General features: G+C 71.9%; 13 protein-coding genes. 9 read left to right on the top strand and 4 right to left on the bottom strand.

Annotated elements, in window-relative coordinates; genetic code table 11:
• Positions 1-56 precede the first annotated feature (56 nt).
• Complete coding sequence (locus ACIBI5_RS36255; protein ID WP_397253456.1) at positions 57-1,265, top strand: tetratricopeptide repeat protein; 1,209 nt, start codon at positions 57-59, stop codon at positions 1,263-1,265.
• Entirely contained in the window at positions 1,262-2,668 is a 1,407-nt protein-coding gene (locus ACIBI5_RS36250) for a High-affinity nickel-transporter (RefSeq protein WP_397253454.1), read from the top strand. Before ACIBI5_RS36255 ends, ACIBI5_RS36250 begins: the two co-directional genes overlap by 4 nt.
• 22 nt (positions 2,669-2,690) lie before the next feature.
• On the opposite strand, the gene ACIBI5_RS36245 is transcribed toward ACIBI5_RS36250, so the two are convergent.
• The gene (locus ACIBI5_RS36245; RefSeq protein WP_397253452.1) at positions 2,691-3,275 is read right to left on the bottom strand and encodes a TetR/AcrR family transcriptional regulator; all 585 of its coding nucleotides are present in this window, start codon (positions 3,273-3,275) and stop codon (positions 2,691-2,693) included.
• Positions 3,276-3,325: 50 nt separating this feature from the next.
• On the opposite strand from ACIBI5_RS36245, the gene ACIBI5_RS36240 reads away from it, so the two are divergent.
• Both ACIBI5_RS36240 and ACIBI5_RS36235 read left to right on the top strand, forming a co-directional pair.
• Complete coding sequence (locus ACIBI5_RS36240; RefSeq protein WP_397253739.1) at positions 3,326-4,039, top strand: ATP-binding cassette domain-containing protein; 714 nt, start codon at positions 3,326-3,328, stop codon at positions 4,037-4,039.
• Positions 4,033-4,887, top strand: coding sequence for a virginiamycin B lyase (locus tag ACIBI5_RS36235; protein WP_397253450.1), 855 nt, complete (start codon positions 4,033-4,035; stop codon positions 4,885-4,887). The genes ACIBI5_RS36240 and ACIBI5_RS36235 overlap by 7 nt, the downstream gene beginning before the upstream one ends.
• On the opposite strand, the gene ACIBI5_RS36230 is transcribed toward ACIBI5_RS36235, so the two are convergent.
• The 3 genes from ACIBI5_RS36230 to ACIBI5_RS36220 are packed head-to-tail and all read right to left on the bottom strand — an operon-like array spanning position 4,857 to position 8,320.
• Positions 4,857-5,216, bottom strand: a complete 360-nt coding sequence (locus tag ACIBI5_RS36230; RefSeq protein WP_397253448.1) for a hypothetical protein — start codon at positions 5,214-5,216, stop codon at positions 4,857-4,859. The two genes, ACIBI5_RS36235 and ACIBI5_RS36230, sit on opposite strands and share 31 nt — an antisense overlap.
• A gap of 15 nt (positions 5,217-5,231) precedes the next feature.
• Positions 5,232-6,008, bottom strand: a complete 777-nt coding sequence (locus tag ACIBI5_RS36225) for a DeoR/GlpR family DNA-binding transcription regulator (protein WP_397253447.1) — start codon at positions 6,006-6,008, stop codon at positions 5,232-5,234.
• 26 nt (positions 6,009-6,034) lie between these two features.
• Positions 6,035-8,320, bottom strand: coding sequence for a hypothetical protein (locus ACIBI5_RS36220; RefSeq protein WP_397253445.1), 2,286 nt, complete (start codon positions 8,318-8,320; stop codon positions 6,035-6,037).
• Between the two features lie 139 nt (positions 8,321-8,459).
• Here ACIBI5_RS36220 and ACIBI5_RS36215 point away from each other — a divergent pair, with 139 nt between their 5' ends.
• The 5 genes from ACIBI5_RS36215 to ACIBI5_RS36195 are packed head-to-tail and all read left to right on the top strand — an operon-like array spanning position 8,460 to position 13,603.
• Positions 8,460-9,827 (top strand): ABC transporter substrate-binding protein, encoded by a 1,368-nt coding sequence (locus tag ACIBI5_RS36215; RefSeq protein ID WP_397253444.1) that lies wholly within the window; start codon positions 8,460-8,462, stop codon positions 9,825-9,827.
• Positions 9,824-10,690, top strand: a complete 867-nt coding sequence (locus ACIBI5_RS36210; RefSeq protein ID WP_397253442.1) for a carbohydrate ABC transporter permease — start codon at positions 9,824-9,826, stop codon at positions 10,688-10,690. The genes ACIBI5_RS36215 and ACIBI5_RS36210 overlap by 4 nt, the downstream gene beginning before the upstream one ends.
• A complete protein-coding gene (locus ACIBI5_RS36205) occupies positions 10,687-11,526 on the top strand; it encodes a carbohydrate ABC transporter permease (protein WP_397253440.1) in 840 nt (279 codons plus the stop codon). The genes ACIBI5_RS36210 and ACIBI5_RS36205 overlap by 4 nt, the downstream gene beginning before the upstream one ends.
• Complete coding sequence (locus tag ACIBI5_RS36200; protein WP_397253438.1) at positions 11,523-12,350, top strand: NAD-dependent epimerase/dehydratase family protein; 828 nt, start codon at positions 11,523-11,525, stop codon at positions 12,348-12,350. The genes ACIBI5_RS36205 and ACIBI5_RS36200 overlap by 4 nt, the downstream gene beginning before the upstream one ends.
• Positions 12,347-13,603, top strand: coding sequence for an enolase C-terminal domain-like protein (locus ACIBI5_RS36195; protein ID WP_397253436.1), 1,257 nt, complete (start codon positions 12,347-12,349; stop codon positions 13,601-13,603). The genes ACIBI5_RS36200 and ACIBI5_RS36195 overlap by 4 nt, the downstream gene beginning before the upstream one ends.
• Positions 13,604-13,616 lie beyond the last annotated feature (13 nt).

Raw genomic sequence — 13,616 nt, 5'->3', positions numbered from 1 at the left:
TCCCCGGCCCGTAGCGGCCGGTCTGTCATCTCCATCCCTGAACGGAGCCACCCGCCATGCGCTGGATCGTCGCGCTCGCCCTGGCCGGAGCCCTGGCGCTGACCGCCTACGCGGTGCTCGCCCCGCCGGCGCCCTCGGCCGAACAGCCCGCCGTGTTCACCGAGACGCTGCAGGCGCGCCTGGCCCGGCTGCCCGGCGACTACCGTTCCTGGGCCCAGCTCGGCATGGAGCAGATCGAACAGGCCAGAACCACCGGCGACCCCGCCTACTACCCGAAGGCCGAGGGCGCGCTGGCCAAGGCCGCCGCGCTCGCGCCGCGCGACGACGCCGTCCTGACCGGCCGCGCGGCCCTGGCCGCCGGCCGCCACGAGTTCAAGCAGGCGGTACGGCTGGCCGAGCAGGCCATCTCCGTCAACGCCTACAGCTCGACCGCCCACGGCATCCTGGCCGACGCCCTCACCCAGCTCGGCGACCTGCCCGGCGCCCAGCGCGCCGTGGACAAGATGCTCGCCCTGCGCCCCGGGGTGCCGTCGTTCACCCGCGCCTCGTACGCCGCCGAGTTGCGTGGTGACACCGCCTCGGCGACCGAGCTGATGCGGCTCGCGCACGAGGACGCGTACCTGCCGGCCGACCTCGCCTACACCCGCTACTACCTGGGCGAGCTGTCGCTGCGCTCCGGCGCGCTGCAGGAGGCCGACCACTGGTACACGCGGGCGCAGCAGGCCATGCCCGCCTACGTGCCCGCGATGGCCGGACGCGCCCGGGTCGCCGCCCTCTCCGGCCGCCTCCCCGAGGCGCTGGACCTCTACCAGACGGTCGTGAACCGGCTGCCTCTGCCCCAATACCTGCTCGAACAGGGCGAGACCCGCATCAAGGCCGGGCTGCCCGCCGATTGGACGCTCCTGAGGGCCCAGCGGCGCCTCTACGAGGATGCCGGCGTCCGCGACGCCCTGACCTGGGCGGAGTTCGAGGCCTACCACGGCTCGCCGGACGCCGCCGTCCGCCTCGCCCGCGCCGAGTACGCCGACAACCGCAACGCGGTCGCCGCCGACGCGCTGGCCTGGGCGCTGCACCGGGCGGGGCGCTCGCGGGAGGCGCTGCCGTACGCGGAGAAGGCGACGGCGAGCGGGTGGCGCAACGCGATCCTGCACCACCACCGCGCCGAGATCGAACGCGCGCTCGGCCGCCGCCCCTCCTCCATCCCGGCCAAGCGCCTGAACCCGGCCTTCGACCCGTCCCTGCCCGCCCTTGCGAGGTTCTCGTGAGCATGATCGCGTCGCTGGTGCTGTCCGGCGCCCTCCTGGCCCATCCGCTGGGCAACTTCACCGTCAACCACCACAACGGGCTGCGGGTTCTTCCCGATCGGGTCGAGAACACCGCCGTGGTGGACCTGGCCGAACTGCCCACGCTGCAGGCGGGCGACGGGGTGTCGGCCGCCGCGGAGTGTGCCGCGCTGGCGCGGGCTCAGCGCCTGGTCGTCGACGGTACGGCGGTGCCGTGGCGGGTCGCCTCCGCGGCCTTCGCGTTCACCCCTGGGCAGGGCGGGTTGCGGACCAGCCGGTTGACCTGCGAGCTGACGGCCGACACTGGCGACATTTCCGGCGGCGTCACCTTTGAGGACATTTATCAGCAGGAAAGGATCGGCTGGCGGGAGATCACCGCCGTGGGGGAAGGCGTCCGGCTCTCGGGCTCGAACGTCGGCACGACCAGCGTGAGCGACGAACTCCGCCGCTACCCGGACGACCTCCTGTCCAACCCCCTGAACCAGCGCACCGCCACCTTCACCGCCACCCCCGGCTCCTCCCCCGCGACCGGTGAGCCCGGTCCGGGCGGGCCGCCGACCAGCGGCGGGCTCGCGGCGCCCGCGATCGGCGGGCCCATCGGGGAGGCGCTCGCCTTCGTGGACCGGACCTTCACCGATCTGATCGGCGCCGACGGCCTCACCCTGCCGCTGGGGCTGCTCGCGGTGTTGCTGGCGGTGCTGCTCGGCGCCGGGCACGCGCTGATCCCCGGACACGGCAAGACCATCATGGCCGCCTACCTGGCCGGTCGCAGGGGCCGCCCGCGCGACGCGCTCGTGGTGGGCGCCACGGTGACGGCCACCCACACGGCCGCCGTCCTGGTGGTGGGGCTGCTGCTGAGCGCGTTCACCGCTTTGGCGGGGGAGTCGGTGCTGTCCTGGCTCGGCGTGGCCAGCGGGGTGCTGATCGCCGCCATCGGCATCAAGCTCCTCACCTCCCGCAACCCCACCCACGGACACGGACACGGCCATGGACACGGACACGGGCATGGACACGGGCATGGACACGGGCATGGACACGGGCATGGGCCCGAGACGGGGTATCGGAGGCGCGGGTTGGTGGGGCTGGGGGTGGCGGGCGGGCTGGTGCCGAGCCCTTCGGCGCTGATCGTGCTGCTGGGGGCGATCGGGCTGGGCCGTACCTGGTTCGGCATCGCGCTCGTCGCCGCCTACGGCCTGGGCATGGCGGCCACCCTCACCGTCACCGGCCTGCTCCTGGTCAAGCTGGCCGACCGCCTGGAACGCCGCGCCGCGGCCGGTCACCGCATCGCCGCCCGCCTGTCCGGCCTGGCCCCGGTCGGCACCGCAGCGATGGTCATCCTCCTGGGCGCCGGCCTGGCCATCCGCTCGGCGACAGGCGTCCTCTGACAGCGGCCCCATGGACGCCCGGCTAGATGACGCCCTCGCGGGCGGCCGTGGCGGCGGCGTCGGCCGCGCGTTCGGCGTCGCGTTCGGTGACCGGCTCGTGGGTGACGAACAGCCGGTAGTAGATGGGGGCGACGGCCATCCTGACCACGTCGGCGGCGTCGGTGCCCGGTGGAAGCTCGCCGCGCTCGACGGCTCGCTCGACCACCGTGGCCGCCTGTTCGTGGCGGGCCACGAAGAAGTCGTGCAGCGACCGGGCGGCGCCGCCGCTCTGCACGGCGGCCGCGACGAACGCGGCGGCGATCGGCCCGGCCACCGGGTCGGCGAACCCACTGCGCACCAGCCGGGCGATCTCCCGCAGATCCTCGCGGAGTGAGCCGGTGTCGGGCACCGGCCACGGCTCCCCCCGCGCGAGCTCCAGCGCGTCGGCGATCAGCCCTTCGGCGTTTCCCCACCGGCGGTACACGGTCGTCTTGTGAACGCCCGACCGGAGCGCCACGTTCTCCACCGTCAGCCCGGTGTAACCGTGTTCGGCCAGTTCGGTGAGCGTGGCCTGCCGTACGGCGTCGCGTACGCGAGCACTGCGACCTCCGGGGCGTGCAGTCGTCAAAGTCTACTCCAGTTGCATTAGCCGTCCGAGCCGTGCTACTTTAACGCTATATAAGTTGCGATTGGAGTGCCACTCTGACCACACAGCTCACCCTCAAGGGAGCCTCGAAGGCATACGGCGAACGCCGCGTACTCCACCAGATCACCTTCAGCGTCCGCCCCGGCGAGCGCATGGGGATCGTGGGCGAGAACGGTTCCGGCAAGTCCACGCTGCTCCGGCTGATCGCCGGGGTGGAGACGCCGGACGACGGCGAGGTGACGGTGTCGGCGGCCGGTGGCGCCGGCTATCTGGGCCAGACCCTCGGACTGCCGGGCCACCACACCGTCCAGCAGGCCGTCGACGCCGCCCTGACCGAGCTGCGCGCCCTGGAACGCGGCATGCGGGAGGCCGCGGAAGCGCAGGAGATGGACAGGTACGGCGACCTGCTCACCGCCTTCGAGGCCAGAGGCGGCTACGAGGCCGACGCCCGCGTCGACAAGGCGATCCACGGGCTCGGCCTGGCACGGATCGAGCGTTCACGCGTGCTGTCGAGCCTGTCGGGCGGCGAGCAGGCGCGGCTGGGTCTGGCCTGCGCTCTGGCGGCTTCGCCGGAGATCCTGCTGCTCGACGAGCCCACCAACCACCTCTCGCTCACGCTCGTCGAAGAGCTCGAACAGGCACTCGACGGCTACGGCGGAGCGCTCGTGGTGGTCACCCACGACCGGGCGCTGCGACACCGCTACACCGGCACCGAGATCTCCCTTCAGGAAGGCCACCCATGTTGATCGACGGTTCTCCCTACGGCGTCACCACCGGCCCCGATGACGCCCTGTGGTTCACGCTGGTCCATGAGGGCCGGATCGGGCGGGTCATGCCGGGCGAGGCCCCCGCGATCTTCCAGCTCGACCCCGCCGACGGCGGGCCCACGTTGATCACCACGGGCGTCGACGGCGCGCTGTGGTTCACCGAGTTCACCGGCGGCCGGATCGGCCGCGTCACCGTTGACGGCACGATCGCCGCCTTCGAGGCGGCCTCGCCGTACGGCATCACATCAGGCCCCGACGGGGCCATGTGGTTCACGCAGCTGCAGGGCGACCGGATCGGCCGCATCACCCCGGACGGCGAGATCACCCACTACCCGCTCGCGGCGGAAGGCGCGATGCCGTCGATGATCGTGGCAGGGCCGGACGGCGCGCTCTGGTTCACCCTCAACCAGGGCAACGCGATCGGCCGCATCACCGTGGACGGCAAGGTGACGCATTACGCGCTGCCCACGGCGGACGCCGCCCCGGTGGGCATCTGCGCCGGTCCGGACGAGGCGCTGTGGTTCGTGGAGATCGGCGCGGGCCAGGTGGGCCGGATCGACGCCTCCGGCGCGGTCACCGAGTTCCCGCTCCCCGATCGCGCCGCCCGGCCCCACGCCATCGTGACCGGCCGGGACGGCGCCCTCTGGTTCACGCAGTGGGGCTCCGGCACGCTGGGCCGTATCACGACCGAGGGCCTGATCGAGGAGTTTCCCCTGGAGGGCGCCGAGCCGCACGGCCTCACGGCCGGGCCCGACGGCCGGATCTGGGTCGCGATGGAGTCCGGCGCCCTGGTACGTCACCCGGTCAGCTCGTCGGGTCGCGTGTAGACGTCCTTGCCCAGTTCCCTGGCGACGCTGACCATGTGGTCGGCTCCGGCGGAGGGGCCGCCGATGCGGAGCACCGCGTCGCAGCGGGCCAGCAGCCGTTCGGCGACGGGATGGAAGATCTCGTCATACAGCGCGTCACCCACCCGGGTGCTTCCCGCGGTCTCCAGCAGCGGCAGGGCCAGGGCCTCGCCGGTGACCGGCAGGTGACCGGCGCGGAACAGCTTCAGGGCGACCTCGTTCATGGCGTCGACGTTCGCCTGAAGTTTGGCGGGGTCGTCCCCCGTGCCCGATCGGTAGGGTCCGGCCACGAGGATCATCAGCGGGCTCACAGGGTGGTCTCCTTCTCAGATCAGGACGGTGTCGACACCGGCCTCCCGCAACGCTGACAGCGTCCGCGGGCCTCCAGGATGAGTGGCGGTGTCCTGCGCGGCGGCGTCGGTGACGAAGCGCTCCACGGCGCCGAGCGGGGCGACCTGGCTGAAGGCGCGCACGCCGAGCTTGGTCGCGTCCGCGACGGCGATCGTCCTCGTGGCCTGGGCCAGCCCGCACTGCTTGACGGCGGCGTCGTCCACGGAGAACTCCGACCAGCCGTGCTCGGCGTGCACCCCGCCGATGGACATGACGAAGAGGTCGAAGGCCAGGGACTGCAGGGTGCGCAGGGCCAGCGGCCCGACCAGGGACCGTTCACCCGGCCGGGACCGGCCGCCGGCGATCAGCAGCTCGATCCCCGGCCGGTCGGCCAGGAGCGCGGCCGCCTGAAGGCTGAGCACCGTCACGGTCAGCGGGGCGCGGGCCGCCAGGTGCTCGGCGAGGTGGGCGGTGGTCGTCCCCGCGTCCAGGAGCACGTGTGAACCCGGCGGGACCATCGCGGCCGTGGCCGCCGCCAGCCGGTCCTTCGTCGCCGCCTGCCACGACTGCCGCGTGTCGAAGCCGGCCCCCTCCTCCGGAAGGCGGGAGGGGACGGCTCCGCCGCGCACCCGGCGTATCAGACCACGGCTTTCCAGCGCGTCCAGATCCCGGCGGACGGTCATCTCCGAGACGCCCAGGCGCCGGGACAGCTCCGCGACGGAGACGCGGCCGGTGCCCTGCACCAGCCGCAGGGTCAGATCCAGGCGGCTCATGCCCTCATTTCTACCATATTTGTGTTCTAACGAACATCGATGTGTTCGGTCAGGCCGTAGTAGACGCGTGGCGCGCCGTCCAGCCGGATCTTGACCTTGCCGTCGCACGGGGTGAGCCGTCGCTCCCTGCCGATGCAGTCCAGCACTCTGACGGGGCCGCCGGCCGCGGCCACGTGCACGTCGGTCTTGGTCGGCCAGCCGTCGATCCACGGTTCCGGCGCGGCGAACCACCCCGAGCCGGGCTCGTGGTCGGTGTTGAGCAGATAGCCGTCCTTGCGGCTCCACAGGATCGAGACCGGCCCCTCCGGGGTGCTGAACAGGAGCCCCTTGAGGTCGGGGTCGGCGAAGGTCAGCCGGCGGGTGAACGTCGCCTGGTCCAGGACCTTGGCCGCGGTGGCGTAGGCGAGCATCGAGGGTTTGGCGCTGGTGTCGCGGTTCATGAGCCCGAAGTGGTACTCGGGGTTGGCCGGGTCGGCCATCTGCGGCTTGCCGAGGACGCTGTCGTGCAGCTGGTACCAGTTCACGCAGCTCACCCCCTCGGCCATGGCCAGCGCGAGGGTGAGCAGGACGTTCTCGGCGGCCTGCCGGTAGGTGTCGTGCCACCAGCTGTTCGGCTTGGTGCAGGCGTAGGCCTCGGTCAGCCACAGCTCCTTGTCGCCGTAGTCGGCGATCACCTCGCGGGCCTTGCGCAGGCTTCCGAGGAAGTTCCAGTACGAGCCGTTGTTCCCCTGCGTCCACTCCTCCGGCGGCGGAGCGTAGTCGGGGGTGAAGTTGCCCCGGCCGGGGTGGAAGGCGAAACCGTCGATGAGGTCCCAGCCGCCGGCGTCGCGGAAGTTCTTGGTCCAGACGTAGTCCATGCCGGCCAGGCCCGCGTTGAGCACCTTGGTCGGCGCGCCGGCGGCGGTCAGGCGCTCGCGGACCGGACGTAAGCCGTCCCGCACGTACGCGGCGGCGGTCTCCCCGCTCATCCACGGCTTGTTCACCTCGTTGGCGACCTCGAAGTAGTCGGCCCGTGAGCCGATCGCCTTCTGGGTGTTGGTGTCGGCCCAGGCGGCGACCTGGGCGGGGGTGCCGCCGAGGGGGATGCCCGCGAGCTCGATGTTGTGCTCGATCCCCGCGGCGTCCAGGGTGGCGGGCGGCAGGCCGGGCCCGCCGTCGTAGGAGATGCGCACCCGCTTGATGCCGATGCGCCGCATCAGGCCGACGACCGCGGCCGCGTCGGGCTTGAGCAGCCAGGGGTAGTTGGCGATGCCGAACATGCTGTCGGCGCCCGCCCGGTAGGTGTACGGCGGCAGCACGGTGAGGTTGGTGCGGGCGAACGCGCTGTCGGCGCCGGCGGTGGCCTTCACCTCGGTGAACACGATCCCGTGCGACGGGGAGGTGACGGTGAACGTCTGCTTCCACGCCGATCCGGCGGCGACGGTGCCGGTGACGCTGCCCGAGCCGAGCGTCCGGCCGTCGAAGTCACGGGCCCACCACGACAGCTTCACGGTACGCGCGGCGCTGCCGCCGTTGGCCACCTCCGCGTGCAGGGCCATGGGCTGGCCGCCACCGTCCCACAGGCTGAAGGGCTGGTCGGTCCAGACCTCCACGCCCAGCGGCAGTCCCGCGCCCATGGTGCCGCCCGCCGCCGGCCGGATCGAGCCGAGCGCCAGATCGGCCTCCGTCACCGCCCCGCCGGCCGCTACCGTGCCCGGCGCGTGAATCCAGGTGGCGTTGGTCCAGGCCGGGGTGGTGCCGCCGAGCCGGAAGTAGCCGCGGGTGCCGGCCCAGGTCTCCTGGTAGACGACCCCGGCGTTGGTCTCGTAGGGCACGCCGCCTCCGGCGTCGCGGTTCCATCGGGTGAGCGCCGTGAACGACTCGGGCTCGGTGGGCGCGATGACCGTACGGCCGAACATGAAGCCGGCCGGGATCAGGGTGGCCGGGCCCGTGACCTCCCAGCGCAATCGCGCCCGGTTCGGCGCGACGCGGAAGACGCCGCGGACGGTGATCCCCTGCGCCGCGGCGGGAAGGGTGTAGTCGACCTGGATGGCCTGGGCGCCGTCCGGGAGTGTGACGAGCGACGCGGTACCGCCGGTGGTTCGCTGGATGCCGGCGACGGAGTCCTTCGCCATGAATCCGGTGAGCCGGATCCGTTCGACGCCGGCGCCGTCCTTGACGGTGATCGTGCCGTCGGCCGCGGCGGCGAGCGTGATGCCGTCGGCGGCGATCGACGGGGTGCCGGCCTCGGCCGCGGTCGCGGGAAGCAGGGCTCCTGCGAGCCCTGCGGCAACGGCTCCGCCGAGGAATCGGCGTCGGGGGATGTCGGCCATGAGGATCCCTTCCAGTCACCTAATGCGAATTAGGTGAGAGGTGTACTCCTGCCGTAACCCGGGTGTCAAGCGTTTGACATCTGCCCGCGATACCGGCTTAGATGCCGCCTAATACGCATTAGGCGAAGGGAAGTTGCCCATGGATGTCTCCACGAGGTGGCGTCTGGGGATGGCCGGAGCGCTCGTGCTCGCCGCCGCGACGTCAGGCTGCTCGTCCGGCACCACGGAAGGCGACCCGGGCAAGACCACGATCACCGTGGCGGGCATGCCCCCCACGACCGCGGCGAAGACCCGCAAGCAGTTCCTGGACGCGGTCGCCGCGTTCGAGAAGGCCAACCCCGACATCAAGCTCAAGCCGACCGACACGCAGTGGGACGCCAGGACGTTCGCGACCAGGCTGGCCGGAGGCAACGCCGAGACGGTGCTGACCGTACCGCTGACCGAGCCGCCCGGACTCATCGCCCGCCGGCAGATCGCCGATCTCAGCGCCGAGATCAAGACCCTGCCGCACGCGACCGACTTCGACCCCCGCGCGCTGGCCCCCGCGACCGGCGCCGACGGAAAGATCTACGGCCTGCCCGTCACCGAGTACGCGCTGGGCCTGGTCTACAACCGCGCCCTGTTCACCAAGGCCGGGCTGGACCCGGACAAGCCGCCCGCCACGTGGGACGAGGTCAGGACGGCGGCGAAGAAGCTCGCCGGCTCCGGCGTCGCGGGCTACACCCAGATGACGGTCAAGAACACCGGCGGCTGGATCCTCACCGCGATGACCTACTCCTTCGGCGGCCAGATGGAGAAGAAGGAGGGCGACAAGTACGTCCCGTCGCTCCTGGACGGCCCGGCCGAGCAGGCGCTGCGCCACCTGGCCGCGATGCGCTGGCAGGACGACTCCATGGGCGCCAACCAGCTGCGTACCCAGCAGGACGCCGAGCGCGACTTCGCGGCGGGCAAGATCGGCATGATGATCGGCACCGTCAACAGCTACAACCGCTACACCACCCTGTACTCCGGCAAGCCGGACGACTTCGGCATCACGGCACTGCCCCAGCAGGCCGGAGCGAAGGCGACGCTGCTGGGCGGCCTGGTGGCGGCGGTCAACGCCAAGGCGACCCCCGAACAGCGCGCCGCCGCGGTGAAGTGGATCGACTACTACTACCTGAAGCCCAACTACGACCCGGCGGCGGCCGAGCAGCTGGCCGTCGCCAACGCGGCGGACAAGCTGGCCGTCGGCCTGCCCACACTGCCCTTCTACGGAACCACGGTGTCCGGTCCGGTGAACGCCGCGATCGCCAAGCACTCCAACATCCCGGTGTCCAACTTCACCCCCTACGTGAGGGACACCGACAAACTGGAGTACCTGGTGGAGCCCCCGGTCGCCGCCCAGGACCTGTACGGCGCGCTCGACACCGCCGTGCAGGCCGTGCTGACCCGCAAGGACGCCGACCCCCGCGACGAGCTGACCAAGGCGGCGGCGCGGGTCGCGCCCCTGCTCGAGAAAGCACAGTGACCCGGCGTCCTGGCCTCGCGGCGGCGCTGTTCCTCATCCCGACGGTGCTGGTGTTCGGCCTCTTCTCCTGGTGGCCGATCGTCCGCAGCGTGGTGCTCGGATTCCAGCGGACCAACCTGGTCGAGGCGGCGGCGTTCGCCGGTCTGGACAACTTCCGCACCCTGCTGGCCGACCCGCTGCTGGGCACGGCGGCGGGCAACACGCTGCTGTTCACCGGTCTGGCCCTGGTGATCGGCTTCCCGGTGCCGATCGTCCTCGCGGTGCTGATGTCGGAGCTGCGCCGCGGCTCCGGCCTCATGCGGGTGCTGGTCTACCTGCCGGTGGTGGTGCCGCCGGTGGTGGCCGTCCTGATGTGGAAGTGGTTCTACGACCCGGACTCCGGGCTGTTCAACCAGTTGCTCGGGCTGGTCGGGCTCGGGCCGTACCCGTGGCTGCAGTCCACGAGCATGGCGATGCCGAGCCTTGTCCTGGAGGCGACCTGGGCGGGCGCGGGTGGCGCCGTGCTCATCTATCTGGCCGCGCTGTCGAGCGTGCCGGTCGAGCTGTACGAGGCCGCCCAGCTGGACGGGGCCTCGATCCCGCGCAGGATATGGCACGTGACGCTGCCGCAGCTGCGGCCCATCCTGCTGATCATGCTGCTCCTGCAGGTGATCAACACCTTCCAGGTGTTCACCGAGCCGTTCGTGCTGACCGACGGCGGGCCCGAGGACTCGACGGTCACGGTGCTGCTACTGATCTACAGATACGCGTTCGTCAACGGCGACTACGGCGCCGCCGCGGCGCTGAGCGTGAGCCTGGCCGTGGTGCTGGCCCTGCTGTCCGCCGTGTACCTGCGGCTGACCAGAACCTGGGGGACCAAGTGATCTCGGAGGCGGAACGGCGCAGCCTGCGTGGGCGGCTGTCCACCATCCAGGTGCTGCTGATCGTCGCCCTTCTGCTCGAAGGCGCGGGCCCGATCTACTGGATCTTCAAGGGCGCGATCTCCTCCACCCAGGAGTCGCTGCGCGATCCGCTGGCCCTGTGGCCCGCCGAGGCTCGCTGGTCGAACCTGGCGGAGGCGTGGACGACGCTGGAGGTCGGCCACTACCTGACCAACACCGTCGTGCTCGTCGCGGGCTCCTGGTTCACGCAGCTGTTCGTCGCGGCGACCGGGGCGTACGCGCTGTCGATCCTGCGGCCCTCCTACGGCAAGTACGTCTACGGCGCGGTCCTGGCCACCCTGTTCCTGCCCGCCACGGTCTCGATGGTCTCCCTCTACCTGACCGTCCTCGACCTGGGCATCGCCAACACCCCGCTGTCGGTGTGGCTGCCCGCCGGCGCGCACGCCTTCAACGTCCTGCTGGTCAAGCAGTTCTTCGACGGCATCCCCCGCGAGCTGTTCGAGGCCGCCCGCCTCGACGGCGCCGGGCCGTGGCGGATCTTCACCAGCGTGGTGCTGCCCATGTCCCGCCCGATCCTGGCCGTGGTCTCCCTGCTGGCCGTCATGAACGCGTGGAAGGACTTCCTCTGGCCCATGATCGCCATCACCGACACCGAGAGCCAGCCGCTGGCCGTGGCGCTCCCCCGGCTGGCCGACACCTCGGACCAGGCCCTGCTGATCGCCGGAATGCTGATCGCCATCATCCCGCCCGTCGTGGTGTTCCTGGTCTTCCAGCGGCAGATCATCCGCGGCATCGCCTTCACCGGGCTGAAGGGATGAGGGTTCTGGTCACCGGCGCGGCCGGCCGGCTCGGCTCCGCCGTACTCGCGGAGCTGGCGGAACATCACGTGACCGCGCTCGTCGAGCGGGACCCCGGCCCGATCGCGGCCGAGCGGGTGGTCGTGGGTGACGCGCGCGACCCCGCCGCCGTGCGCGCGGCGCTGGAGGGGGCCGACGCCGTCGTGCACACCGCGGCGCTCGCCTCTCCCGAGGTCGCCGCGCCCGAGGTGGTGTTCGCCGCCAACACTCAGGCCACGTTCGTGGTGCTGAACGAGGCGGGCGAGCAAGGGGTACGGCGGGCGGTCATCGCCAGCAGCCTGTCGATCACCGGGCTGCCGTTCGCCGGATCGCGCCAGAGCCCGGCGTACCTGCCGCTCGACGTGCACGTGCCGCCGCTGATCGAGGACCCCTACGCGCTGTCCAAGCAGGTGGACGAGGCCACCGCGGCGATGATGGGACGGCGGCACGGCATGACCGTCGCCGCGCTGCGTTTCCCGTTCCTCGGCGACCGGGCCAGGCTGGCCGCGCGCGCCGCGATGCTGGCCGGGAACCCGGCGGCGGGGGCGGCGGACCTGTGGAGCTATCTGGACCTGCGCGACGCCGCCCGCGCCTGCCTGCTCGGGCTGACCGCCCCGCTGGAGGGCGCGCCCGCCTTCTACCTCGCCGCCCCGGAGACGCTCATGTCCACTCCCACGCGAGAGCTGATCGCGGCCCACCACCCCGGCGTCCCGTGCCGGGCGGAGCTGCCCGGCAGAACCGTGGCCATCGACCTGGAACCCGCCAGACGGGTGCTTGGATTCACCGCCGAGGAGCTTCTTCCATGATCATGCCGGAGACACAGGCGCCGTGGCCGGCCGGGGACGGGCTGCGCGTCACCGGTGTACGCACGATCGTCACCGCTCCCGGCGGCGTACCTCTCGTCGTCGTCCGCGTCGACACCTCCGAGCCCGGTTTGTACGGCCTGGGCTGCGCCACCTTCACCCAGCGCTTCCACGCCGTGGTGGCCGCGATCGAGCAGCACGTCGCGCCCATGGTCATCGGGCGGCATCCGGCCGACATCGAGGACATCTGGCGCATGCTGCACTACTCGTCGTACTGGCGTGGCGGGCCCGTGCACAACAACGCGCTGTCCGGCATCGACCAGGCGCTCTGGGACATCGCGGGCAAACGGTTCGGCGTCCCGGTCTACGAACTCCTGGGCGGCCGGGTCCGTACGGCCGCCGCCGTCTACACCGGCGCCAGGGGCGGCGAGGTGGAGGAGTCGATCGAGCGGGCCGCGGCGCTCGCCGAGCAGGGCTACCGGTATGTGCGCCTGCAGTTCGGCGGCCCCGGGATCGGCACCTACGGAGGCACCGGCACGCCAGGCGGATACCCGGGCAGCCCCCATCCGGACGGCTGGGACGTCGGCCGGTACCTGCGCGACACGCCCCGCTTCTTCGAGCGCGCCCGTTCGGTCCTGGGCGAGGAACTCGGCCTGCTGCACGACGCGCACAACCGGCTGACGCCGAAGGAGGCGGTGGTGCTGGCACGCTCGCTGGAGCCGTACCGGCTGTTCTTCCTGGAGGACCCGCTCGCGCCCGAGCACTTCGACCGGCTGCCCGAGGTGCGCGCGGCCGCGCCGATGCCGATCGCGTCGGGAGAGCTCGTCTCCTCGGTGACCGGCGCTGCGCGCCTCATCACCTCCGGCGGCGTCGACTACCTGCGCCTGCACGTCTCGACGGTCGGCGGGCTGACCCCGGCGCGCAAGCTCGCGGCGCTCTGCGAGCTGAGCGGGGTGCGCACCGCCTGGCACGGGCCGCCGGACGTGTCGCCCGTGGGCGCGGCGGCCAACGTCACCCTCGACGTGACCAGCCCGGCGTTCGGGATCCAGGAGGCGCACGTCTACCCGGAGACGGTGCACGAGGTGTTCCCGGGAACGCTCAGGACGGTCAACGGGTACCTGACGCCGTCGGACCGGCCCGGCTGGGGCATCGACCTCGACGAGCGGGCCGCCCTGCGCCATCCGCCGAAGACGCATCTGCACGAGCGATGGGCCGCGCAGGTCCGGCGACCCGACGGCGGGATCGAGGCTCCGTGATCTACTATTTCTT

The sequence above is a fragment of the Nonomuraea sp. NPDC050540 genome (assembly GCF_044457485.1).
In the GTDB taxonomy this organism is placed as follows: Bacteria; Actinomycetota; Actinomycetes; order Streptosporangiales; family Streptosporangiaceae; genus Nonomuraea.
The sequence above is the reverse complement of the archived record's forward strand: the minus strand, read 5'-3'. Positions and strand labels throughout refer to the sequence as shown.